The organism is Thermovibrio sp. (genome assembly GCA_015488335.1).
GTDB lineage: Bacteria > Aquificota > Aquificia > Desulfurobacteriales > Desulfurobacteriaceae > Balnearium.
This window is the reverse complement of the sequence record WFNZ01000029.1, coordinates 1-19062: the sequence shown is the minus strand read 5'-3', so window position 1 is coordinate 19062 and position 19062 is coordinate 1. Positions and strand designations below refer to the sequence as shown.

Genomic DNA, 19062 nt, shown 5'->3' with positions numbered 1-19062 from the left:
CTCCTACTATCTGTTTTTGTAAATGATTTACCCCCTATCCCCCTTTCCCTCTACTCCCCTTCTTTTCCCTGTTTCTTCAGGAACTCTATGGCCTCGTCTTTTGATACCTCAACCATTACAGAGCCAAGGTTCAGGTAGATGCGCCTCCCCTCAGGGAGACGCTCTAAAAACTCTATGAGCTCCTTACTTTTGTTCTCCTTCATCTTTCTTTCCCTCCCCGGCCTCTGCGTGGCCGTGCTCTCTTATCTTCTGGGAAAGAGCTTCAACTTTTTCGTAGAGCTCTACCATTGCCCTCTCAAGAGCCTCCCTTAAGGCAAGGGCTGCAACGATCTCTTTCTCAATCTGCTGGATTGCCTCGTCAAAGGGGAGCTCCACAGAGATTCCGCTTCCGATGTTGATGACGATCTTGTCAACATCTTCAAGCTTTGCTCCAACCTGAGCTATCCTTCCAACGGGAAGGAGAACCTCTTTTCCAGCTCCGAGGTCCTTCAGGTTCCTTAAGGTTGTGATTGTCTGCCTGTACTCGCTGATGAGAATGTCTAACTGGGCAATCTCAACCCTTAAGGCCTCAATCTGAGCAATGATGCTCCTGAGCTGCCTTGTGAGATCCGTCATCCTCTTTTCGTCCTTCTTTACAGCCATGGTACACCTCCTTTAATTAGGGTTTATGGAATTCTTAGATTTTCAGCTCACACCAGCCTGTTGTGCACTTTTCCCTCGGAAGGTAGATGACCCTTTTGGGCCTTATGTCTGTTTTGAGCTCCTCAAAGAGCCTGTCTCTAACCTCTTTGATTCTCCAGAAGAAGAGGAGATGCCCTTTAAACCGGACTTCCGTCCACATTCCAACTCTCAAGGGTATCTCCCACCTCTTCATCTCGTTGAGGAGTGGTTTGTAGAAGTTTTCTGCAAGTGGGTGGTCTCCAAGCATCTTCATCTCCATTTTTGCCAGAGCCTCGCAGAAGGAGTGGCCTGCAGCTTTCAACTTGTCTATGTGGGGAGATGAGATGGGGAGCTCTATTACACCTTTAAAGACTTCAACCTTAAAATCCTCAACGTCTTCCCACTTTTTAAGGTCAAAGACTTCAGCTCTCGTCTCGTAGAGTTCTCCCTTATCAAGGTAGAGCCTTTCTGGGATTTCAAGGCCGCTGAGAACGGGGTATTTCTCAAGGATTATCTCTTTAACCCTGTCTATAACCTCTTCAGCCTTTAGGCCTCTCTTTAATAGGTAGGCCTTAACCCTGCTCTCTATCTCTCTGTCTTTCTTGATGTAGTAGTAGATAACGGCGCTCGTTATCGCTTCCTTTATGGCGTTTCCGGGGAGGAAGGGTTTACCCTCACCGTCCCGGGGAAAGCCGTTCCTTGAGAAGATTACCGGCGACCAGGTTAAGAGCTCCATCTCTCTCCCTCCTACTTAAAGGCTGCCAGTATCTTGTCTGCTTTTTCTGCTATGTCTATCTCAAAGAGGGCTATTGTTGGCAGCAGCCAGGAAACTCTAAACCTTGCGTCGCCGTCTTTGTTCTCCCCGAAGTAGGCAAGGGCAACCCTTCCGAAACCTGCCTCTTTTTCAACTTTCTTTGCTTCCCTCAGGAAACGCCTTGCAACGTTTGGTAACTTCTCAAAGGGATATGGCTTACCCTCCTGTCCCCTCTGTTTAACGAGCTCTGTTGCCGTTCCCACGTTCCTTAAGGCCTCTATAAGGTGGTGGAGCCTGTGTTTCTTGAAGTAGGCAAGGAGAAGAGATGCTGCAGGAAGCCTGAGAATCTCTATGTTGTGGTCTCCCTCACGGAGCTCCCCCACCAGGTAAGCCCTTCCGTTTTCCATTTCAATGTGGGCAAAGAGCTTTTTGTTCTTGGGGAGCTCTTCCAGAACTTCGCTCACCTCGTACTTAACGCCTTCTTCTTCGTAAACGTCACCTTTTTGGCGTTTTCCGTACTCGGCAACGAAATAGGTTTCCTCTCCTCCCTTTTTACCTAAAATCAGATCCAATCCCCAGCGTTTTAAAGACTTGAACTTGAACTCCCTCTCCTTTTCCGGCTGTCCTAACGTCTCAAAAACCAGAGTGTTCAGCGCCTGTATCTCTCTCAGCTCAAGCAGGTTCATTCTCCGCTCCTCCTTCAATATTCAGTAAGAATTTCCACTAATTTTAATTTAGGTTATCTAAATTTTTTTGTCAATATATCTAAAACAAACTTTTAGTTTTATTAAGTCTGGTAGAATTGAAGCGGGAGGAAAGAGATGGAGAACTGCCTTGAATACCACGGGGCTACAGCCCACACCTTTGAGAGCGTTAGAAGACCACACTACCTTGACTGGTCAAACTACCCCAGCCCCTACAAGTTCTACAGGGGCGTCAGGCGTTTTAAACTTCTTCCGTTTAATGCTTTAACTCAGGAAACCTTAGACACCCTATACAGGCTCTGCGGAGAGGGGGCTACAGAGAACCTTTCCCTTCAGGAGCTCTCCAACCTTGCCTTTGCTATGAACGGAATAACAAAGGTGGAAAATTTCCACGGAGAGGAGTTCGGCTTCAGGACAACGCCGTCGGCGGGAGCTCTCTACCCCTTTGAGCTCTACTTCTTCGTTAGAGACATTCCGGAACTCCCCGACGGCATCTACCACTACCAGCCCTACGACCACTCACTGGAGCTCCTTTCAGAGGGAGACTACTTTGAGAGCCTTCAAACCGCCCTCTGCTCAACGGTTGATACAAACATTGTTGCAGTTATTACGGCCATCTACTCAAGGAGTGCCTGGAAGTACAGAACCCGTGCTTACCGCTACTGCCTCTTGGATGCCGGCCACATGGCGGGAAACGGCGTTGCCTATTTGAGGAGCGTTGGCCTTGATGCAACCGCTGTTTCACTCTTTAAGGATGAGCCCCTGAACCGTTTAGTTGGAGTTGATGGAAAAGAGGAGTTTGCCCTCTGCGTCCTTATGCCACAGCGTCCAGCTCTCTACTGGGGAGAGGAGTTTACCCCTCCGGAAACTTTCCCTGAGAGCTTACCCGTTGTCAGAAAGCCGGTTGTCTATTCTGAAATAGAGGAAGTTCACTCTTTGGGGAACCTTAATTCCTGTGAGTTCTACAGGAACGTTCCTGCCTCTCCGGAATACTTCCCCGAAACTTCCTCCTTAGATCTTGGAAAGACCCTTTTTAAGAGGCGCTCAAGGAGAGAGTTTACGGGAAAGCCAATAACATTTGAGCAGTTCCGGTTCCTGGTAGAGTCCTCCCTCCTCTGCTTCCCTGCCGATTGGGGATTCCCCCTTACGAACTTTTACTTACAGGTTAAAAACGTTAACGGCCTTTCGGACGGTATATACACAGTTAAAGATGGCCAGCTTGTAATGGTTTACGGCGGTGACTACAGCCGTGAAATGGCCTTCCTTTGTTTGGGGCAGGGGTTTGTTGCCTATGCCAACGTCAACGTTGTCTTCACCTACAGCTTTGAAAACCCAGGCTGCCGCCGATACAGGGGAGCTGTTATGGAGGCGGGAGCTCTCGGCGAGAACCTCTACCTCTCTGCCGAGTCTATGGGGCTTGGGGCCTGCGGTATAGGGGCCTTCTACGACTTTGACCTTCAGGGGTTCCTCAGTTTGGATGGCGGGGAGCTCCCCCTATACGTTGTCTCAGTTGGTTCTCTTTAAGGTTGACGAAACCTTTGAACTGCTTTAAATTTAGGATAGTTGAAATTTCTTTGTTTTTCTCTAACACCGCCAGCTTAAAACCCCAATAGAGGAGAAAACTTATGCAGATACCGGGCTTTTCTACACTTGAAGAGGTGGAAAAGGCCTTTGGCTTTAAAATTCCCGAAGAGGAGAAAAGGCGCCTTCAAGAAGTTATTGATAAACACCCTATGTTCATTCCCGACTACTACGCCCGCCTCATAGACTGGGAAGACCCTGAAGACCCGATAAAGAAAATAATCTTTCCCAGCGAAGGTGAGCTTGACGTTTCCGGCTCTTACGATACAAGCGGAGAGAAAGAGAACACCGTTTTAACCGGTCTTCAGCATAAATACAGAGAAACAGCCCTTCTTTTAGTTACCAACAGGTGTGCAGGTTACTGCCGCCACTGCTTCAGAAAGAGGCTCGTTGGTATTCCAACCAATGAAACGCTAAAGCTCTTTGACGCTGCAGTTGAATACATAAAGGAACACCCTGAGATAACGAACGTTCTCATATCCGGCGGAGACCCTTTAGTTCTTCCAACAGACGTTATAGAGTATTTCCTCTCGGAGCTCTCCAAAATTCCCCACCTCAAGTTTATAAGGTTTGGAAGTCGGGTTCCCGTTTTTTACCCGATGAGGATTTACGAAGACAAAAAACTCCTTGAGGTCTTCTCAAAGTACTCAACTCCTGAGAGAAGGGTTTACCTGGTAACCCACTTCAACCACCCCAAAGAGGTGACGAAGGAGGCCAGGAAGGCCGTTGACGCCCTTATAAGGAGCGGCGTTCCGGTGAGCAACCAGACAGTTCTTCTAAGGGGTGTTAACGACGATCCGGAAATCCTTGCAACCCTTATGAAGGAGATAACCTCTGCCGGAGTTATCCCCTACTACGTCTTCCAGTGCAGACCTGTTAAGAGGGTTAAGGGTCACTTCCAGGTTCCTCTGAAAAAGGCTTACGAGATAGTTGAGGGGGCGAAGCAGAGGCTTGACGGCCACGCCAAGCGCTTCAGGTTTATAATGTCCCACAGAACAGGAAAGATTGAGATTGTTGGAATAATCGGAAACGAGATATACTTGAAGTATCACCAGTGTAAAGAGCCGGAAAAAGTTGGGAAGCTCTTTAAAATGCTCCTTACTCCAAATGCCGGCTGGTTTGACGATTTAGAGCCCGTTGAAGAAGAGGTTGCCGTCTAAAAGCTCTGCAGTTATTCTTTTGAAGAAATCCCTGTCCCTCAACCCTTTGTGGGGAATAGTTAGGGCGGGGGTTCCTACTTTGTAGTTCCCATAGAGAACGATATCAACGTCAACAACTCTTGGGCCCCATCTATAGGTAGGATACCTTCCGGCTCTTCTCTCTATCCACTTTACAAGTTTCAGCAGCTCAAAGGGGGGATGGGGAGTTTCTATCAGAAGACCGTAGTTGAGGAAGTAAGGCTGGTTCGGAACGCCAAAGGGGGCGGTTTCAAGTATGGAAGACCTCTTTAAAACCCTTCCGCAGAACTTCTCAATCAGCTTTTCTGCCCTTTTTAGGTTCTTTCTCCTGTTTCCTATGTTGCTTCCAAGGATGAGAACAGCCTTCAAATCTTCCCCTCAAGCATCTTCACGAGTAGCTGAATAGCCTTTTTTGTAGCCTTCCTTCTCCTGTTGTTCCTCTGCTTTACTGGGTCCGGGTCGTCGTCCTCAAAGATGAACTTAAAGACTTCAGTCCTGTTCTTAACTGAAACCCCTATGTAGGTCAGCCCGACGGGTTTTTCGGGGGTTCCCCCTGTTGGCCCTGCTATTCCCGTTGTTGAGATGCCGCACTCTGTTCCAAGGAGCTCCCTCACCCCCAGAACCATCTCCCTTGCCGTCTCCTCGCTAACGGCTCCAAACTTCAGCAGTGTTTCCGCTTTAACGTTCAGAACCTTCATCTTCACGCTGTTGTCGTAGGCTACAACTCCTCCCATGAAGTACTCGGAGCTCCCCGGAACGTTCACAATCCTGGCTGCAACCATTCCACCTGTGCAGCTCTCTGCCGTTGCAAGCTTTAAGCCTTTCTTAAGCATCAGCTCTTTCAACTGAAACTCAACCCTCATCTTTCCCTCCCTAAAACAATTATAATCACACTAAAACGAAAGCTGGAGGTTCTTAATGTTCTCACTTCCAGACCACATAAAGAAGGTCCACGTTTACGAGCCGGGAAAACCGGAAGAGGAGCTGAAGAGGGAGTTGGGTCTGAAAGAGATAGTTAAACTTGCCTCAAACGAAAACCCTTTAGGCCCCTGCCCTTCTGCAGTTAGGGCAATAATTGAAGATTTAAAGAACCTTAACCGCTACCCTGATGGAAACTCCTACTACTTAAAGAAAAAACTCTCCGAACATCTTGGGGTAAAACCTGAAAACCTCTTTGTAGGCCTTGGCTCAAACGAGGCTTTAGACATAATCGCAAGGGCATACCTTAGGCCAGGACTGAATGCCGTTTACAGTGAGAGGTCCTTTGCCGTTTACCCGATAGTTGTTCAGCTCTCTGGAGCAGAACATAGAGTAGTTAAAGCAAAGGACAACTACTACATGGACTTGAAAGCTCACTTAGACGCAATAGATGAGAACACAGCAGTTGTTTTCCTTGCAAATCCAAACAACCCTACGGGAACGGCCTTTACAAAGTCTGAGTTTGAGGCTTTTCTGAAAGACTTTCCAGACGACGTTCTCTTAGTTTTGGACGAGGCTTACTACGAGTACGCCGTTGGCGCCGGCTTTGACATAGAGAACGGCGTTGAGTACATCTACGAGAAAAACATCGTTGTTACCAGAACCTTCTCAAAAATATACGGACTTGCAGGGCTCCGTTTAGGCTATGCCGTTGCAAGAGAAGAGATAATTGCTGATATGAACAGGATCCGCCAGCCCTTCAACGTTACAAGGCCTGCTCAGGTTGGCGGAGCCGCAGCCTTAGACGACAAAATGTTTATAAAACATTCACAGGTTGTAAACGAAGAAGGTAAAAAATACCTCTACAACGAGTTTGAGAAGTTAGGCCTTGAGTACGTTCCAACGTATGCAAACTTTATTCTCGTTAAGGTTGGATACCCCAGCCGTGAAGTTTTCAACAGGCTTTTGAGGAAGGGGGTTATCGTTAGGGCGATGGACGGCTACGGCTTCCCGGACCACATAAGGGTTACCATCGGAACTATGAGGGAGAACATAATTTTCATAAACAAACTGAAAGAGGTTCTTGAAGAACTAAAGGACGAGGAACTATGAGAAAGCTGATTTTACTTTCACTAATTCCGGCACTCTTCTCCTTCAGCGGCTGCTCCTGTAAGTGGCAGACCAAGATGGAGAAACAGGTTCTGAAAGTTACAGGCGGTAAGTTTGTTGTTAAGGTCTACGACGGCGGAAAGCTTGTTGCCCAGTACAGGGGAGACGGATACGTCTGGTTTGAAAGGAGCCAGAACAAGCGCCACACCGGGGTTGTTACCTTCAGGGATGAAAACGGCCACATTGTGAGGGTCGGAGCCTTTGGTGGGGTTGTAATCGTTGAATATCAGTAGGAGGAGAGGTTGAAGTTAGCCCACATCTCAGACAGCCACTTGGGATACAACCAGTATAGGTTGGTTCAGAGGAGAGAGGACTTCTTCACGGCTTTTAGGAGAGCTGTTGATGAGGCCATAGAGAGGGGTGTTGAGTTAATAATTCACACCGGAGACCTCTTTGAGAGCTACCATCCAGATATGGCAACCCTCTCCCAGGCCATAAAGCTCTTTACAGAGATAAAGAGGAGAGGAGTAAAGGTTGTTGCGATAGCTGGAAACCACGACAGGGTTTTAAGGAGAGGACTCCTTTCTCCCCAAAAAGTTCTGTCTGACCTTGAGCTTATAGAGTTCATAGACCCTGCCGGTTCAACTTACCATAAAGACCTCTTTATCGCAGGTTTCAGATACTTTCCAAAGAGCTTCATTCCGGCCGTAAGGGAGAGGTTCTTTGACGGTTTCTCTAAAGAGGCTGAAAGGGCTGGGGTTTCAGTCTTTATGTTCCACCAGGGTTTAGACCAGTATCTACCATACGAGATGGCCTACGAGATTACGGTTTCGGAGCTCCCTGATAACTTCACCTACTACGCCGGCGGCCACATCCACACCTACCACGTTGCAGAGGTTAAAGGTGGAATCTTCTCCTACCCCGGGGCTACAGAGTTTCACTCTAAAGGCGAGGCGAGGGTCGGCAGGCGGGGGTTCAACATATTTGACACGGAGACGAAAAAGCTTGAAAGGGTTGAGCTTGAGGGTTTAAGGCCTTTCTTTGTTTTAAAAACAGATGAGGAGAGGGCAGATGGGGATTTGAGGGAGCTCCTTGAAAAAGTAAAGGACTGCTCCCAGCCCCCTGTGGTTCTGATTGACTACTCCTATTCAAAAACCGAAATCACCGCCTTTTCTTGCCTTTTAAAGGAAATTGAAAACCGCTCCCTCTACCTGAGGGTTTACGAGCTCAGGCAGATTGAGGGTAGCGAATCATTCCTTACCGAACAAACTAAAAGCTACGCAGAGATTTTTGAAGAATACGCAAAGGAGCGGAAGCTCCCCAAAAAGGCAGTTCTTTTAGGAAGCGAAGTAGTTAAGGGAAGCGCTGAGGACGTTCCCCACCTTGTTGAGGAGTTCTTAAAGGGAGAGCTTGGAGAGTTCTTTGACGAGTTTAAGAAGTTCGCTGAGGAATTTGGTTAGTGCCGTTTTAGACCTTCTCTACCCTAACTTCTGCGGTGTCTGTGGAAGTTTCCTCTTCAGAGACCACTACTTCGTTGCCTGTAAAGAGTGCTGGGAGGAGAACTTTACCCCCTACATCGGAGAGAAGTGTTCAATCTGCGGTCACCCTTTAGAATTTCTGCCGGGAGCTCCCGGCATCTGCAAACGGTGTTTGGAGAAGAAGAGGACGTTTAACTTTGACTCCGTTTCCTACTTCACCCTCTACCAGGGGCTTCCAGAGTTTGCCGTAAAGGAGATGAAGTTCAGCAGGTTAAAGCCTGTTGCCCATCTCATCGGTAAAACCATCTCTTCCCACTTCTTGACTGCTGTTAAATCTCTCAACGTAGATTTAGTCATTCCGGTTCCCGTATCTGCTGAAACCTTAAAAGAGAGGGGATTTAACCAAACTGAGGAGATACTGAATAGCGTGGGAATCAATTACATTCTCCTCCTTGAGAAACCCTTTACACCGAAGAAACAGTCAACCCTCTCTTTTAAAGAGCGTTCAGAGAACGTCCGTGGAGTTTTCAAGGTTAAAATTGAATTCAAGATGGAACTTTTCGGCAAGTCTGTTCTCCTCTTTGACGACGTTTTCACAACGGGAGCTACGGCAAACGAGATAGCAGGCCTTCTGAAACGATACGGTGCCCGAAAGGTTCACGTCTATACAGTCTGCTATACGCCGTTTTTAGGAAGTGCACGTATGTAGAATTAAATTTAAGAGGAACCTCATATATCAAAGAAAAATGAGAAAGAGAGAAGTTATTGAACTTTTGAGGCAGAACAGGAATAAGCTGAAAGAGTTTGGCGTTAAAAGGGTGGGAATCTTCGGCTCTGCCGTAAGGGACGAGCTAAGAGACGACAGCGATATTGACCTGATTGTTGAGTTTGAAGAAGGGAGAGGGCATCTCTTTAACTTTTATGACTTCGTTGAGTTTGTAGAGAAGTTATTTGGTAGAAAAGTTGACGTTCTAACTCCATTAGGAGTGGAGAGTATAAGAATAAAATCGGTTAAAGAGAGAATAAAAAAAGAGGTTGAATATGTATGATAGAGGAGATAAAGAGTTTGTTATTGATATGTTTTTAGCCTGTAAAAAGATTCTCAAATATACTGAGGGCATGTCCTTTGGAGATTTTGTTAACGATGAGAAAACTTTTGATGCAGTTGTTAGAAACTTTGAAATTCTTGGAGAGGCTGTAAAGAATATTTCTAATGAGTTTAAGGAAAAATATCCTGAAATTGAGTGGAAAAAAGTAGCTGGAACTCGGGATAAGCTAATACATTTTTACTTCGGTATTGATAAAGAGATAGTCTGGGATACTATCAAAGAGAATCTGCCAGAACTTCTTAAAAAGATCAAAACGGTTATTCAGGCTGAAGGGTGGGAAGGGGAGATTGAAGATTAAACTAAAATACAGGCCGCTCTGTGGGTTTCTGTTATCTGTTTAAGTTCCATGTTGAAGCTTAAACACTCCTTTCTTCTCTTCGGGCATCTGAAGTAAAAGGGGCAGCCAGACTTTGGAGCTCCCTCCACCTCATCAACCCCCGCCGCGGCTTTCCCCTCTTTTCCGGGGAGGGAGTTTAAGAGGAGCTCCGTGTAGGGGTGTGCAGGTCTGGTTAGAACTTCTGTAGTCTCTCCCTCCTCAACGATGTATCCCTTATACATAACTGCCACACTGTCGCTTACAGCCTCAACAACGGGAATGGAGTGGGAGATGAAGAGGTAGGAGATTGAGAACTTCTCCTGGAGCTCCAGAAACAGGTTAACAACCTGTGCCTGAACGGAAACGTCTAAGGCAGAGGTGGGCTCGTCTGCAACAATCACTTCAGGCTTTAGGGCTATTGCCCTTCCGATTGCAACCCTCTGTTTTTGTCCGCCAGATAGCTGATGGGGATACTTAAAGAGAACTTCCTGGGGCAGGTGGACAAGGGATAGAATCTCCCTTCCCCTCTCAATCAGCTCTTCCTTCTTTCTCAGAATCCCATTTATCTTCAGCCCTTCGGTAACTATCTCCCAAACCTGCCAGCGGGGGTTGAGGGAGCTCTGAGGATTCTGAAAAACAGCCTGAACGTTAACCCTGTATCTTCTATACTCCTCCCTGTTCAGCCCTTCTATGTCTCTTCCTCTGTATAAAACTCTTCCGTCTGTTGGCTTCTCTATGTCAAGGATGATTTTCCCTAAAGTTGTCTTTCCGCTTCCGCTCTCTCCTATCAGACCTAAAGTCTTTCCCTGAAACAGCTTTACGCTTACGCTGTTTAGAGCTCTAAACCACTTCTTAACCCTTCCAAATGTTCCCCTCTCAACGGGGTAGAGCTTGCTGACCTTTTCCGTTCTTATTACTTCAGTAGGAGTGTTCATCAGATGGGAACTCTCCGTTTTTTACCTCTTTTATGAACTCCTCAACGGCCCTTCTTGCCTCTTTCCCAAGCTCTGCATACCTCTTTACAAACTTCGGCTTAAAGTCCTCAAAAAGCCCTACCATATCGTGGAAGACGAGAACCTGACCGTCGCAGAACTTCCCTGCCCCTATCCCTATTGTGGGAATTGAAAGGCTCTCTGTTATCTCTTTTGCAAGGTCTGACGGGATTTTCTCCAGAACAACTGCAAAGGCTCCGGCTTCCTCAACGGCCTTTGCATCCTCTAACAGCTTCTTCCTCTCCTCTCCGCTCTTCCCCCTTAATCTGTATCCGCCGTAAACGTTAACGCTCTGAGGCTGAAGACCTATGTGTCCCATAACGGGGATTCCTGCGTCAACTAAAGCCCTTATCGTTTCCGCCTGTTCAACGCCCCCTTCAAGCTTTACAGCATCGCACCCTGTCTCTTTGAGGGCTCTCCCTGCGTTTAAAATGGCATCTCTGATTCCCGTCTGGTAGGAGAGGAACGGCATGTCAAATATGACCATCGCCCTCTCCCTTCCCCGAACAACGGCCTTTGTGTGGTGAATCATCTCATCCATCGTTACGGGAACTGTTGACGGGTATCCGAGAGCTACCATTCCTAAAGAATCTCCAACCAGAATTGCGTCAATCCCTGCGCTGTCAACTATCTTTGCAGTAAGGTAGTCGTAAGCTGTGAGAACGGTTATCTTCTCTCCTCTCTGTTTCTTCTCTAAAAATGTTGCCGTTGTTATCCTTTTCATTCCTCATCCTCTCTGCAGGCCTCTTTAAGCCATGGAACAAAGGCCTTTATCATCTTCAGGTAGCTTTTGAACCTCTCACAGGGAATTTCCCCTCTAAAAAGTGCCTCTCTAACCTCACACCCTTCCTCTTCAAGGTGCATACAGTCTGAGAATTTGCAGGTATACCTTTGAAACTCGGGGAAGTGGAGACGAACTTCCTCTCTATCCATAAAGTTTAGGGCATCAACCCTTGAAAAGCCCGGGGCATCTCCTATGAACCCTCCCTTAAAGGGGATGAGCCTTACTTCTCTCGTTGTGTGTCTTCCCCTCTCTGTCTTCCTGCTCACCTCTCCCGTCTGGAGCTCCACTCCCGTCAGCTTTGATATGAGGGAGCTCTTCCCAACCCCGGAAGGCCCTGCAAAGATTGATACAACCCCAGAGAGCTCCTCACCGAGCTCCTTTAATCCCTCTCCCGTTTCAGAGCTGGTCTCTATAACCCTGTATCCTGCGTTTTCGTATATCTCTTTCCACCTCTCAAGCTCTTTCCTCTCTTCTTCGTCTAAAAGGTCAACCTTGTTAAAAACAACAACAGGCTCAACTCCTAAGTGGTCGTAAACAACCAACAGGTTGTCAAGGAGGAAGTTCTGAAAAGGCGGGTTCTTGATGGTTGAGACAACTACAACCTTATCAACGTTTGCAATAGGTGGACGAACTAATAGGTTCTTCCTCTCCTTTATCCCTTCAATCGCAAATGTCTGGCTGTCAACAACTCTTCCTTCAACCCTGTCTCCGGCGTAAACCCTATCTTTTTTCTTCACCTTTCCTAAGGGGATTCCCCGATAGCTTTTTTCTTCCTCTGGAACGTAAACAGTTATCTTCTGGCCTGCCCTCTCAACAACTATTCCCTCTGCCATCAACTTCTCCTGTTCCTTTTGGTTGTTTATTATAGTTTTTCAAATCCTGCCAGAGGGGGTAAGCCTTGGTTGAGAATAGGGGAATCACAGATAGGGAGAGGGTTTTTGAGGAGCTCCGTAAAATGGGCTACGGGAACCTCTACGTCTGGAGCGATTCTCCGGGAACGTTTTACGACTGGCACACCCACCCTTACGATGAAGTTAGATGGGTTCTTGAGGGAGAAATAACGATAGGGACGGATAACGGAGTATTTACCCTGAAACCCGGCGACGTTATGAAAGTTCCGGCCGGAACCAGACACTGGGCAGAAGTGGGAGAAAACGGCGTTGTATACGTTTGCGGAACTAAAGTTAAATAAGGCCTGCTTTTTTTAGCTCTTTTCTTACCAGCGTTGATATGGAGTATCCCAGCTCCTCTGAAATCCGTTTTATCTTCCTGTATTCATCTTCCGTTAAATTTACAGCGAGAAGCTTGTTCCTGTTAAACCCTTTTTCCCTTCTCTTTATTTTCAGGACTCCCAGCTCTCTAAGGGTTTTCCTTACCGTGGCTCTTGATGCAGATAATACTTCAGATATTTCGTCAACCTGTAATTTTGCTCCGCTTTTAACATACATCTTGATGTTTTCTTTTGTTGACAGTCCGTTGAACCTGACAATTTCTCCGTTTTTTAAAACGGCACTGTAGAGCTTTAAGAAGAGAGAGATTAAAACAGGTGGAAAACCTTTATCCATAAATTGTTTATACACCTTGCTTATTTCAGCAGGAAGAGAGAAATCCTCTTTAATCTTTGACAATACTTTCATCAACTTTTCCCTTCTATATCCAGAAGACATAACCAGAAATACCTGATTTTCCCTGACTGATAGGGTTGAGAACTTGAAATTTTCCTCTTTAGCCAAAACTTTAGTTAACCTAAATAGTCTGTTTTTCTTTCTAAATGTATAAAAATAACCATTTCTGGAGATTAAATTCCTTATCCTCTGTTTGAGATAGACATTTTTCCGGAAAAAGGTTGCTTTTTCTTTCTCTAACTTCTGTCTAACTCTTTCTCTTGTTATCCCCAGTTCTTTGCCAATTTCTTCATAGGTGTGGCCGAGGAGATACTTGCTGAGTATGGGAAACTGCGGATCAATCATAGTTGCCCCCTCCATCTCACTTTAAAGTTAAGTATAACCGATGGAGGGGGTATAGAAATTTTATTCGGGTTTAGGTTTGTATATCTTTACAGGTTTGATGTATCTGTTAACCACCTCTTTTGTGTTAAAGACTTTCAGCTGGTCAAACAGGAAGCGGAATTTCTCTTTGAGTGCCTCCATCATTGGAGCTTTAACATCTTCGGGAAGATCCCAGAACTCTCTCTTGAACTTTCCAAAGGCCTTTTTCCTTGTCTTGTAGATGAACTGTTGCTCTGTCCATCCCTCTTTCCACTCGTTTTTGAGCTCCGTTTTTAGCCAGTTGTAGATTTCCTTCTTGAAGTCTTCTGGTAGGTGGTCGTAGATGATGTTCTGGAATCCAGTTGCAAGGTGAATCTCTGCAGTTTTGACCTCGGGGAACTTGTGGAAGAGCTCATCTGGAAGAGTTGAGGCACCGTGCTGAACTGCTCCAGCCATTGAGTATTTTTTCCTTGCCACTTCTCCGATTTTCTCAAGGACTGAGAAGTCAAGCTTAACCTCTGCCACTCTTCCATCTGGAAGTGGAATTCCTCCGTGCTCTGTTCCGGTCTGAACTGAGATTTTGCTGATGTGGGGAATGTTCTCCCCAAACTTTTTAAGCTCTTCCAAGTACCCTTCCATAAAGGCTTCAAACTCTTCAGGAGTTGAGTTCTTTCCACCAATGTGGCCTATCTCTCCCCCTACTGAAACTGTAATCCCTTCAGGTTCAATTTCCCTGATGTAGGCAGTCATTTTTGCCGTGTTTATATAGTTGTGGAACTGCTGCTCTTTAAGAGTTGGCTTGCTGTAGTCAACGAGGGTTGATGGGTCTATGTCTATGTTGTAGAAGTCTGCCTCAATGGCTTCTTTTGTAAGGGCTTTAATCTTTTCAAGCTCGGCCTCAGGGTCTTCCGCGTAGCTCTTGGCGTTGAACTGGAAGTGGTCTCCCTGAATGAAAACGGGGCCTCTGAATCCCTCTTTTATGGCAGCTGCCAGCGTGCAGGCTGTATACTCTGCAGGCCTCTGGTTCGTGTAGCCTATTTCAGACTTTGCAATTTCAAGGATAAAAGCACCAACGTTGTTCTCAACTGCAACCTGGAAAATCTGCCTCATAACGTCGTAGGTCATTCCCCTTATGTTCATTGCCGGAACTGTGAACCAGAAGGGGATTTCTTCGTTTGCCATTCCCTTGGTATAGAGGTCGTGGATTGAGGATGGAACGATTCCTAACTCCAGGGCTGTTGCCCTTATGAGCCACCTTGCAAGCTCTTTTGCTTTCTCTTCTCCGAATACTGCCGTGTAAACGAGGTCGTCAATAACTTCTTTAACTTTCCCTTCATCTTTAACAGAAACTCTATCTTCCTTGATTTCAAGGGCGTCTCTTACAGAATCAAGGAGCTGCTGGTAGGAGAGCTCTCTCATTCCTTCCCTCCGGTGAAGTTTGTTTCCTCAATTTTACAGGTTTCTTTAGGTTAAAATCTAACAGCTATGAGACGGCTGGCAATTTTACTGTTGGGTCTGTTTGTTTTCAGCTGCGGCGGTTCAAAGCCGCCGGTCGTTTACCCGGTTTATAGGGGTAAGGTTTACGGGAAAAGACACTGTAAATACACTTACAGGGTGAACGGTAAAACCTACTGCGTCAGGAAGAGTGCCGACGGTTTTGTTCAGGTTGGAATAGCCTCCTGGTACGGTCCCGGTTTCCACGGGAGCAGAACGGCCAGCGGTGAAATCTACAACATGTATAAGCTTACGGCCGCCCACAAGACCCTTCCACTTGGAACCTACGTGAAAGTTATAAACCTTGAGAACGGAAGAAGCGTCATTGTAAAGATAAACGACAGAGGTCCTTTTGTTCCCGGCAGGATAATTGACCTCTCCTACGCCGCCGCCAAAAAACTTGGGATGTTAAAAAAGGGGACGGCAAAGGTGAAAATTATCGCCCTTGGCAGGCGTGTAGACCACACATTTAAGCCTGTTAACTACAGCTACGGGAAATTCTACGTTCAGATAGGTGCCTTTAAAAACAAGCTCTACGCTTACAGGTTCAGGTGGCACGTTTATAGGAAATACGGCCTGAAAGTTAGGGTTGTGAAGTTAAAAGGTTACTACAGGGTTCTTGCGGGGCCTGTAAAGAGCTATAGGGGAGCTCTCTCCTTTAAGGAGAGCCTCAGGAAGAGAGGACTTAAAGGTTCGTTCATCATCAGACTTTAGGAGGTTGATTTGAAGAGCCTTACAGACTTCGACATCCTTGAGATTCCGTCTGAAACCTACGATGCTGTTGTTGTTGGAAGCGGTGCTGCCGGTTTAACCTGCGGAATTGCCCTTTCTGAGATTGGTCTTAACGTCTGCCTTCTTACAAAGAGCACTCCTGAGGAGAGCTCCACGAACCTTGCCCAGGGCGGAATAGCCGTAGCCCTGCCGAAAGAGGACTCTCCAGACCTTCACTTCAACGATACCTTAAAGGCCGGAGCAGGACTTGTTAAGCCCAAAATGGCGAGGATTTTGGTTGAAGAGGGGGTAAAAAGGGTCATTGACCTTATAAAGATGGGAGCCCAGTTTGAGACAGACAGCAGGGGGCTTTTAAAGTTCACGAAAGAGGCTGCCCACTCCGTTGCCAGGATTGTCTACTACAAAGACAAAACAGGTGAAGAGGTTGAAAGAACGCTTCTTGAAAACTACAGGGGAAAGATTGTTGAAGGAGCTCAGACAAGGGAGCTCCTTGTCAAAAACAACAGGTGTTACGGCGTTTTAGCCCTTGTTAATGGAAAGTTAAAGGCCTTTTACGCTCCGGTAGTTGCCATTGCCACAGGAGGAGCTGCCGGCCTTTACCTTAAGAATACAAACCCACCTACGTCAACAGGAGACGGTATAGGGATAGCCCTCCGCTACGGGGCGACCCTTCAGGATCTGGAGTTTGTCCAGTTCCACCCCACGGCCTTCTGCGACGAATCCGGCTGTTTCCTCATCTCAGAGGCTGTTAGGGGAGAGGGAGCAGTCCTCATTGATAAACACGGCAGGAGATTTATGGGAGACTACCACCACCTGTGGGAGCTTGCTCCCAGAGACGTTGTAACGAGGGCTGTAGAGAGCCAGAAGAGGATAACGGGAGGAGAGGTTTACCTTGACTTCAGGCCGATTGAGGAGAGGGGAATAGACATTGAAGAGAGGTTCCCGACGATTGTTAGAAAGCTGAAGGAGAAAGGGTTAAACCCTAAAAAAGACCCAATTCCAATAACCCCCGTTGCCCACTACTACATAGGCGGAATCAAGGTAGATTCCTTCGGCAGAACTTCTATAGAAGGGCTCTTTGCCGTAGGTGAAGCTTCCTGCACCGGGGTTCACGGAGCAAATAGATTAGCCAGCAATTCACTTCTGGAATGTCTGGTTTTCGGAAACAGGGTTGCCTACGGAATGTATAGGGACTGGAGATACTTGAGGCTGGACTTTCAGGAGATAAGGATTACCGGAAGGGGAGCTCCCCCTAAAAACAGTCAGGTTTACTCCCTTGAGGATGTAAAGCAGGTAATGTGGGAAAACGTTGGAATCGTTAGAAGCGCAGAGTCTTTGACAAAAGCCATAGACAGGCTCTCAGAGATTGCCTCTTCTTCATCACCCTGGCAGGTGAGGAACGGAGCTCTCTTAGGCCTTGCCATAGCTGTGAGTGCCATGAGGAGGGAGGAGAGCAGAGGAGGACACTACCGTTCAGACTTCCCTTACGAGAGGGAGGAGTTCAGGAAACACAGTGAGTTCACGATAACAGACCTTGAGAGGCTACTGTAGGAAACTCTTGAGCATCAGGTAGCACTCTTTAACCTTTTCTATCTCAACGTATTCGTTCCTCTTGTGGGCCTGGTGGGGTTGACCGGGGCCGAAGTTTACGGCGTCTATTCCGTTTGCGGAGAGCTGGGCAACGTCCGTCCAGGCCTGTTTCGGTTCAACCTTTACTCTAAACCGTTCAACAAACTCTGAGAGAATCGGGTTATCTAAGCAGGGCCTTGCGGCAGGGGAGAGGTCTGTAAACTCAACCTCATCTGCCTTTACTTCTTTTCCAAGCCTTTTCAGGTCTTCCACCGCCTCTTCCAACGTTTTTGTAGGAGAGAACCTGTAGTTTACGTTAACTCTGAACTCCTCAGGAATGATGTTCCTTCCTCCTTTAAAGTCTGTCATTGTTCCGTTCATAACCTCGTAGTATGTGAGGCCGTTAACCGTGTAAGGTTTCGGCTTTAGTTCAGAGAGCTTTTTGAGGAGCTCCCACCCCTTGTGTATGGCGTTTTCACCTTCCCAGGGCCTTGCAGAGTGGGCCCTCTTACCTTTAAAAACAAACCAGGCGTGAATAACTCCTAAACACCCAACCTGAACAACGTTGTCCGTCGGCTCTAAAACAAAGGCAAAGTCAACTTTCTCCAGAATTTCACTGAACTCTTCCTTCTCAAACAGTGGTTTCAGACCGTTCTCCTCGTAAGGACCTTCTTCCTTTTCGTAGAGAATGAAAATCAGATTGTATTTGCTATCTCTCTCAGAAAACTCTTCTGCCAGCTTCAGAATAACTGAATCTCCTGCCTTCATATCGCTGGCGCCTAAACCGTAGAGCTTTCCATCTACTACTTTCCCCGTATGTTCATTTTCCCCGGGAACTGTATCAAGGTGGCCAACAAGGGCTACAGTTTTCTTAGACGGGTCAATCCCTTTAAAGGCTATTAGAGTGTTGTTATTCCTCTTTACTGCGTAGTTTTTTTCTTTCAGGAATTTCTCGCAGAAGTCGGCAATCTCCTTTTCGTTCCCGTAAACTGAGGGGATGGAGATGAGTTTTTTAAGAATTTCTAAAGGCATTTACTAAACCCTCTTCCAGACTTTCCCGATGTCAACCGAAAACGGACAGTCTATCTCAAAGGTAAACTTTCCTTTATCTGAGTCAAAAACTTTATCGTATTCGCCGTTTTTCAGCATAAAAACTCTCATCTTTTTAAGTTTAGGGTAAACTAAACCGTAGTATTTGACTTTTTCTCTTTTGTAAAGTTCAAACTTTATCCTCTCATCCTTGAATGCCGTAGAAGATGAAACGATTTCAAAGATAACTTCAGGAGTTGACCTTACAAAATCCTCAACTTCGTCGCATATAACTAAAATATCTGGCCTGACAACGGTTTCTTCGTTTACTACCCAGTCAACTTCCTGACAAACCTTGCAGTTTTTTTGGCAGTTCTCAATTTGTTCTTCAATTTGAAAGGCTAAGAGCAGGGAAATTCTCTGGTGTTTCCATAAAGGAGATGGAGCCATAGCAAAAGGTGTTCCATCTATGAGCTCCCAGTCTCCTTCCCACTGTTTGTAGTCTTCGTAGGTGTAGTGGGGAATAAAACGTTCAGGAATAGCCATAGCCGTCTCCAAAAGCTGTTTTCATTAAATTTAAGATCTTGAATTGTTTTTATTTTACTTCAACTTATCAGGCGGGAATTTGGGGGAATCATGGTGGGCCCGGGTGGACTCGAACCACCG

The 19062-nt window shown here is 46.6% G+C and carries 24 protein-coding genes; 11 read left to right on the top strand and 13 right to left on the bottom strand.

Annotation, left to right across the window (positions count from 1 at the left end):
• Positions 1-50: 50 nt before the first annotated feature.
• From F8H35_RS03540 to F8H35_RS03525, 4 genes are read right to left on the bottom strand one after another with little or no spacing between them, the layout of a single operon-like run.
• The gene (locus F8H35_RS03540) at positions 51-203 is read right to left on the bottom strand and encodes a hypothetical protein (RefSeq protein ID WP_472572182.1); all 153 of its coding nucleotides are present in this window, start codon (positions 201-203) and stop codon (positions 51-53) included.
• Entirely contained in the window at positions 184-642 is a 459-nt protein-coding gene (gene pfdA, locus F8H35_RS03535) for a prefoldin subunit alpha (RefSeq protein WP_472572181.1), read from the bottom strand. The genes F8H35_RS03540 and pfdA overlap by 20 nt, the downstream gene beginning before the upstream one ends.
• 34 nt (positions 643-676) lie before the next feature.
• On the bottom strand, positions 677-1396 hold the full coding sequence (locus F8H35_RS03530) for a hypothetical protein (RefSeq protein WP_472572180.1): 720 nt from the start codon (positions 1394-1396) through the stop codon (positions 677-679).
• Positions 1397-1407: 11 nt separating this feature from the next.
• Positions 1408-2100: a TIGR00703 family protein gene (locus F8H35_RS03525; protein WP_472572179.1), complete on the bottom strand. Its 693-nt coding sequence runs from the start codon at positions 2098-2100 to the stop codon at positions 1408-1410.
• A 135-nt stretch (positions 2101-2235) separates the two neighbouring features.
• Here F8H35_RS03525 and F8H35_RS03520 point away from each other — a divergent pair, with 135 nt between their 5' ends.
• Both F8H35_RS03520 and F8H35_RS03515 read left to right on the top strand, forming a co-directional pair.
• Complete coding sequence (locus F8H35_RS03520) at positions 2236-3642, top strand: SagB/ThcOx family dehydrogenase (RefSeq protein WP_472572178.1); 1407 nt, start codon at positions 2236-2238, stop codon at positions 3640-3642.
• Between the two features lie 101 nt (positions 3643-3743).
• Positions 3744-4859 (top strand): KamA family radical SAM protein, encoded by a 1116-nt coding sequence (locus tag F8H35_RS03515; protein WP_472572177.1) that lies wholly within the window; start codon positions 3744-3746, stop codon positions 4857-4859.
• Here the strand turns inward: F8H35_RS03515 and folK are convergent.
• Both folK and F8H35_RS03505 read right to left on the bottom strand, forming a co-directional pair.
• Positions 4827-5246: a 2-amino-4-hydroxy-6-hydroxymethyldihydropteridine diphosphokinase gene (gene folK / locus F8H35_RS03510; RefSeq protein ID WP_472572176.1), complete on the bottom strand. Its 420-nt coding sequence runs from the start codon at positions 5244-5246 to the stop codon at positions 4827-4829. The two genes, F8H35_RS03515 and folK, sit on opposite strands and share 33 nt — an antisense overlap.
• Positions 5243-5740, bottom strand: coding sequence for a CinA family protein (locus F8H35_RS03505; protein ID WP_472572175.1), 498 nt, complete (start codon positions 5738-5740; stop codon positions 5243-5245). The genes folK and F8H35_RS03505 overlap by 4 nt, the downstream gene beginning before the upstream one ends.
• A gap of 55 nt (positions 5741-5795) precedes the next feature.
• Here F8H35_RS03505 and hisC point away from each other — a divergent pair, with 55 nt between their 5' ends.
• The 6 genes from hisC to F8H35_RS03475 are packed head-to-tail and all read left to right on the top strand — an operon-like array spanning position 5796 to position 9790.
• Positions 5796-6908, top strand: coding sequence for a histidinol-phosphate transaminase (gene hisC / locus F8H35_RS03500; RefSeq protein ID WP_472572174.1), 1113 nt, complete (start codon positions 5796-5798; stop codon positions 6906-6908).
• Positions 6905-7198, top strand: coding sequence for a hypothetical protein (locus F8H35_RS03495; RefSeq protein WP_472569480.1), 294 nt, complete (start codon positions 6905-6907; stop codon positions 7196-7198). Before hisC ends, F8H35_RS03495 begins: the two co-directional genes overlap by 4 nt.
• Positions 7199-7207: 9 nt before the next feature.
• Positions 7208-8365 (top strand): metallophosphoesterase family protein, encoded by a 1158-nt coding sequence (locus F8H35_RS03490; RefSeq protein ID WP_472572173.1) that lies wholly within the window; start codon positions 7208-7210, stop codon positions 8363-8365.
• Positions 8328-9092, top strand: a complete 765-nt coding sequence (locus F8H35_RS03485) for a double zinc ribbon domain-containing protein (RefSeq protein ID WP_472572172.1) — start codon at positions 8328-8330, stop codon at positions 9090-9092. Before F8H35_RS03490 ends, F8H35_RS03485 begins: the two co-directional genes overlap by 38 nt.
• A gap of 37 nt (positions 9093-9129) precedes the next feature.
• A complete protein-coding gene (locus F8H35_RS03480; protein ID WP_472572171.1) occupies positions 9130-9432 on the top strand; it encodes a nucleotidyltransferase family protein in 303 nt (100 codons plus the stop codon).
• The gene (locus F8H35_RS03475; protein WP_472572170.1) at positions 9425-9790 is read left to right on the top strand and encodes a HepT-like ribonuclease domain-containing protein; all 366 of its coding nucleotides are present in this window, start codon (positions 9425-9427) and stop codon (positions 9788-9790) included. The genes F8H35_RS03480 and F8H35_RS03475 overlap by 8 nt, the downstream gene beginning before the upstream one ends.
• Here F8H35_RS03475 and F8H35_RS03470 read toward each other — a convergent pair.
• The 3 genes from F8H35_RS03470 to rsgA are packed head-to-tail and all read right to left on the bottom strand — an operon-like array spanning position 9787 to position 12417.
• On the bottom strand, positions 9787-10743 hold the full coding sequence (locus F8H35_RS03470; protein ID WP_472572169.1) for an oligopeptide/dipeptide ABC transporter ATP-binding protein: 957 nt from the start codon (positions 10741-10743) through the stop codon (positions 9787-9789). The two genes, F8H35_RS03475 and F8H35_RS03470, sit on opposite strands and share 4 nt — an antisense overlap.
• Positions 10727-11524: a 3-methyl-2-oxobutanoate hydroxymethyltransferase gene (gene panB, locus F8H35_RS03465; protein ID WP_472572168.1), complete on the bottom strand. Its 798-nt coding sequence runs from the start codon at positions 11522-11524 to the stop codon at positions 10727-10729. Before panB ends, F8H35_RS03470 begins: the two co-directional genes overlap by 17 nt.
• The gene (rsgA, locus tag F8H35_RS03460; protein WP_472572167.1) at positions 11521-12417 is read right to left on the bottom strand and encodes a ribosome small subunit-dependent GTPase A; all 897 of its coding nucleotides are present in this window, start codon (positions 12415-12417) and stop codon (positions 11521-11523) included. The genes panB and rsgA overlap by 4 nt, the downstream gene beginning before the upstream one ends.
• A 65-nt stretch (positions 12418-12482) precedes the next feature.
• On the opposite strand from rsgA, the gene F8H35_RS03455 reads away from it, so the two are divergent.
• Positions 12483-12776: a cupin domain-containing protein gene (locus tag F8H35_RS03455; RefSeq protein ID WP_472572166.1), complete on the top strand. Its 294-nt coding sequence runs from the start codon at positions 12483-12485 to the stop codon at positions 12774-12776.
• Here the strand turns inward: F8H35_RS03455 and F8H35_RS03450 are convergent.
• On the bottom strand, positions 12769-13554 hold the full coding sequence (locus F8H35_RS03450; protein WP_472572165.1) for a sigma factor-like helix-turn-helix DNA-binding protein: 786 nt from the start codon (positions 13552-13554) through the stop codon (positions 12769-12771). The genes F8H35_RS03455 and F8H35_RS03450 overlap by 8 nt on opposite strands.
• A 60-nt stretch (positions 13555-13614) precedes the next feature.
• Positions 13615-14991, bottom strand: a complete 1377-nt coding sequence (locus tag F8H35_RS03445; RefSeq protein WP_472572164.1) for a class II fructose-bisphosphate aldolase — start codon at positions 14989-14991, stop codon at positions 13615-13617.
• A gap of 66 nt (positions 14992-15057) precedes the next feature.
• Here F8H35_RS03445 and F8H35_RS03440 point away from each other — a divergent pair, with 66 nt between their 5' ends.
• Together F8H35_RS03440 and nadB are read left to right on the top strand one after the other, a co-directional pair.
• Positions 15058-15780 (top strand): septal ring lytic transglycosylase RlpA family protein, encoded by a 723-nt coding sequence (locus F8H35_RS03440; protein WP_472572163.1) that lies wholly within the window; start codon positions 15058-15060, stop codon positions 15778-15780.
• 9 nt (positions 15781-15789) lie between these two features.
• The gene (gene nadB / locus F8H35_RS03435) at positions 15790-17349 is read left to right on the top strand and encodes an L-aspartate oxidase (RefSeq protein WP_472572162.1); all 1560 of its coding nucleotides are present in this window, start codon (positions 15790-15792) and stop codon (positions 17347-17349) included.
• Here the strand turns inward: nadB and dapE are convergent.
• Both dapE and F8H35_RS03425 read right to left on the bottom strand, forming a co-directional pair.
• A complete protein-coding gene (gene dapE / locus F8H35_RS03430; RefSeq protein ID WP_472572161.1) occupies positions 17341-18399 on the bottom strand; it encodes a succinyl-diaminopimelate desuccinylase in 1059 nt (352 codons plus the stop codon). The two genes, nadB and dapE, sit on opposite strands and share 9 nt — an antisense overlap.
• A 3-nt stretch (positions 18400-18402) precedes the next feature.
• A complete protein-coding gene (locus F8H35_RS03425; RefSeq protein ID WP_472572160.1) occupies positions 18403-18942 on the bottom strand; it encodes a Uma2 family endonuclease in 540 nt (179 codons plus the stop codon).
• Between the last annotated feature and the right edge of the window lie 120 nt (positions 18943-19062).

Bases quoted from the DNA above. Each gene is read 5' to 3' on its own strand.
- F8H35_RS03540 (WP_472572182.1), bottom strand. From the start codon at position 203: ATGAAGGAGAACAAAAGTAAGGAGCTCATAGAGTTTTTAGAGCGTCTC.
- pfdA (WP_472572181.1), bottom strand. From the start codon at position 642: ATGGCTGTAAAGAAGGACGAAAAGAGGATGACGGATCTCACAAGGCAG.
- F8H35_RS03530 (WP_472572180.1), bottom strand. From the start codon at position 1,396: ATGGAGCTCTTAACCTGGTCGCCGGTAATCTTCTCAAGGAACGGCTTT.
- F8H35_RS03525 (WP_472572179.1), bottom strand. From the start codon at position 2,100: ATGAACCTGCTTGAGCTGAGAGAGATACAGGCGCTGAACACTCTGGTT.
- F8H35_RS03520 (WP_472572178.1), top strand. From the start codon at position 2,236: ATGGAGAACTGCCTTGAATACCACGGGGCTACAGCCCACACCTTTGAG.
- F8H35_RS03515 (WP_472572177.1), top strand. From the start codon at position 3,744: ATGCAGATACCGGGCTTTTCTACACTTGAAGAGGTGGAAAAGGCCTTT.
- F8H35_RS03505 (WP_472572175.1), bottom strand. From the start codon at position 5,740: ATGAGGGTTGAGTTTCAGTTGAAAGAGCTGATGCTTAAGAAAGGCTTA.
- hisC (WP_472572174.1), top strand. From the start codon at position 5,796: ATGTTCTCACTTCCAGACCACATAAAGAAGGTCCACGTTTACGAGCCG.
- F8H35_RS03495 (WP_472569480.1), top strand. From the start codon at position 6,905: ATGAGAAAGCTGATTTTACTTTCACTAATTCCGGCACTCTTCTCCTTC.
- F8H35_RS03480 (WP_472572171.1), top strand. From the start codon at position 9,130: ATGAGAAAGAGAGAAGTTATTGAACTTTTGAGGCAGAACAGGAATAAG.
- F8H35_RS03475 (WP_472572170.1), top strand. From the start codon at position 9,425: ATGTATGATAGAGGAGATAAAGAGTTTGTTATTGATATGTTTTTAGCC.
- F8H35_RS03470 (WP_472572169.1), bottom strand. From the start codon at position 10,743: ATGAACACTCCTACTGAAGTAATAAGAACGGAAAAGGTCAGCAAGCTC.
- panB (WP_472572168.1), bottom strand. From the start codon at position 11,524: ATGAAAAGGATAACAACGGCAACATTTTTAGAGAAGAAACAGAGAGGA.
- rsgA (WP_472572167.1), bottom strand. From the start codon at position 12,417: ATGGCAGAGGGAATAGTTGTTGAGAGGGCAGGCCAGAAGATAACTGTT.
- F8H35_RS03450 (WP_472572165.1), bottom strand. From the start codon at position 13,554: ATGATTGATCCGCAGTTTCCCATACTCAGCAAGTATCTCCTCGGCCAC.
- F8H35_RS03445 (WP_472572164.1), bottom strand. From the start codon at position 14,991: ATGAGAGAGCTCTCCTACCAGCAGCTCCTTGATTCTGTAAGAGACGCC.
- F8H35_RS03440 (WP_472572163.1), top strand. From the start codon at position 15,058: ATGAGACGGCTGGCAATTTTACTGTTGGGTCTGTTTGTTTTCAGCTGC.
- dapE (WP_472572161.1), bottom strand. From the start codon at position 18,399: ATGCCTTTAGAAATTCTTAAAAAACTCATCTCCATCCCCTCAGTTTAC.
- F8H35_RS03425 (WP_472572160.1), bottom strand. From the start codon at position 18,942: ATGGCTATTCCTGAACGTTTTATTCCCCACTACACCTACGAAGACTAC.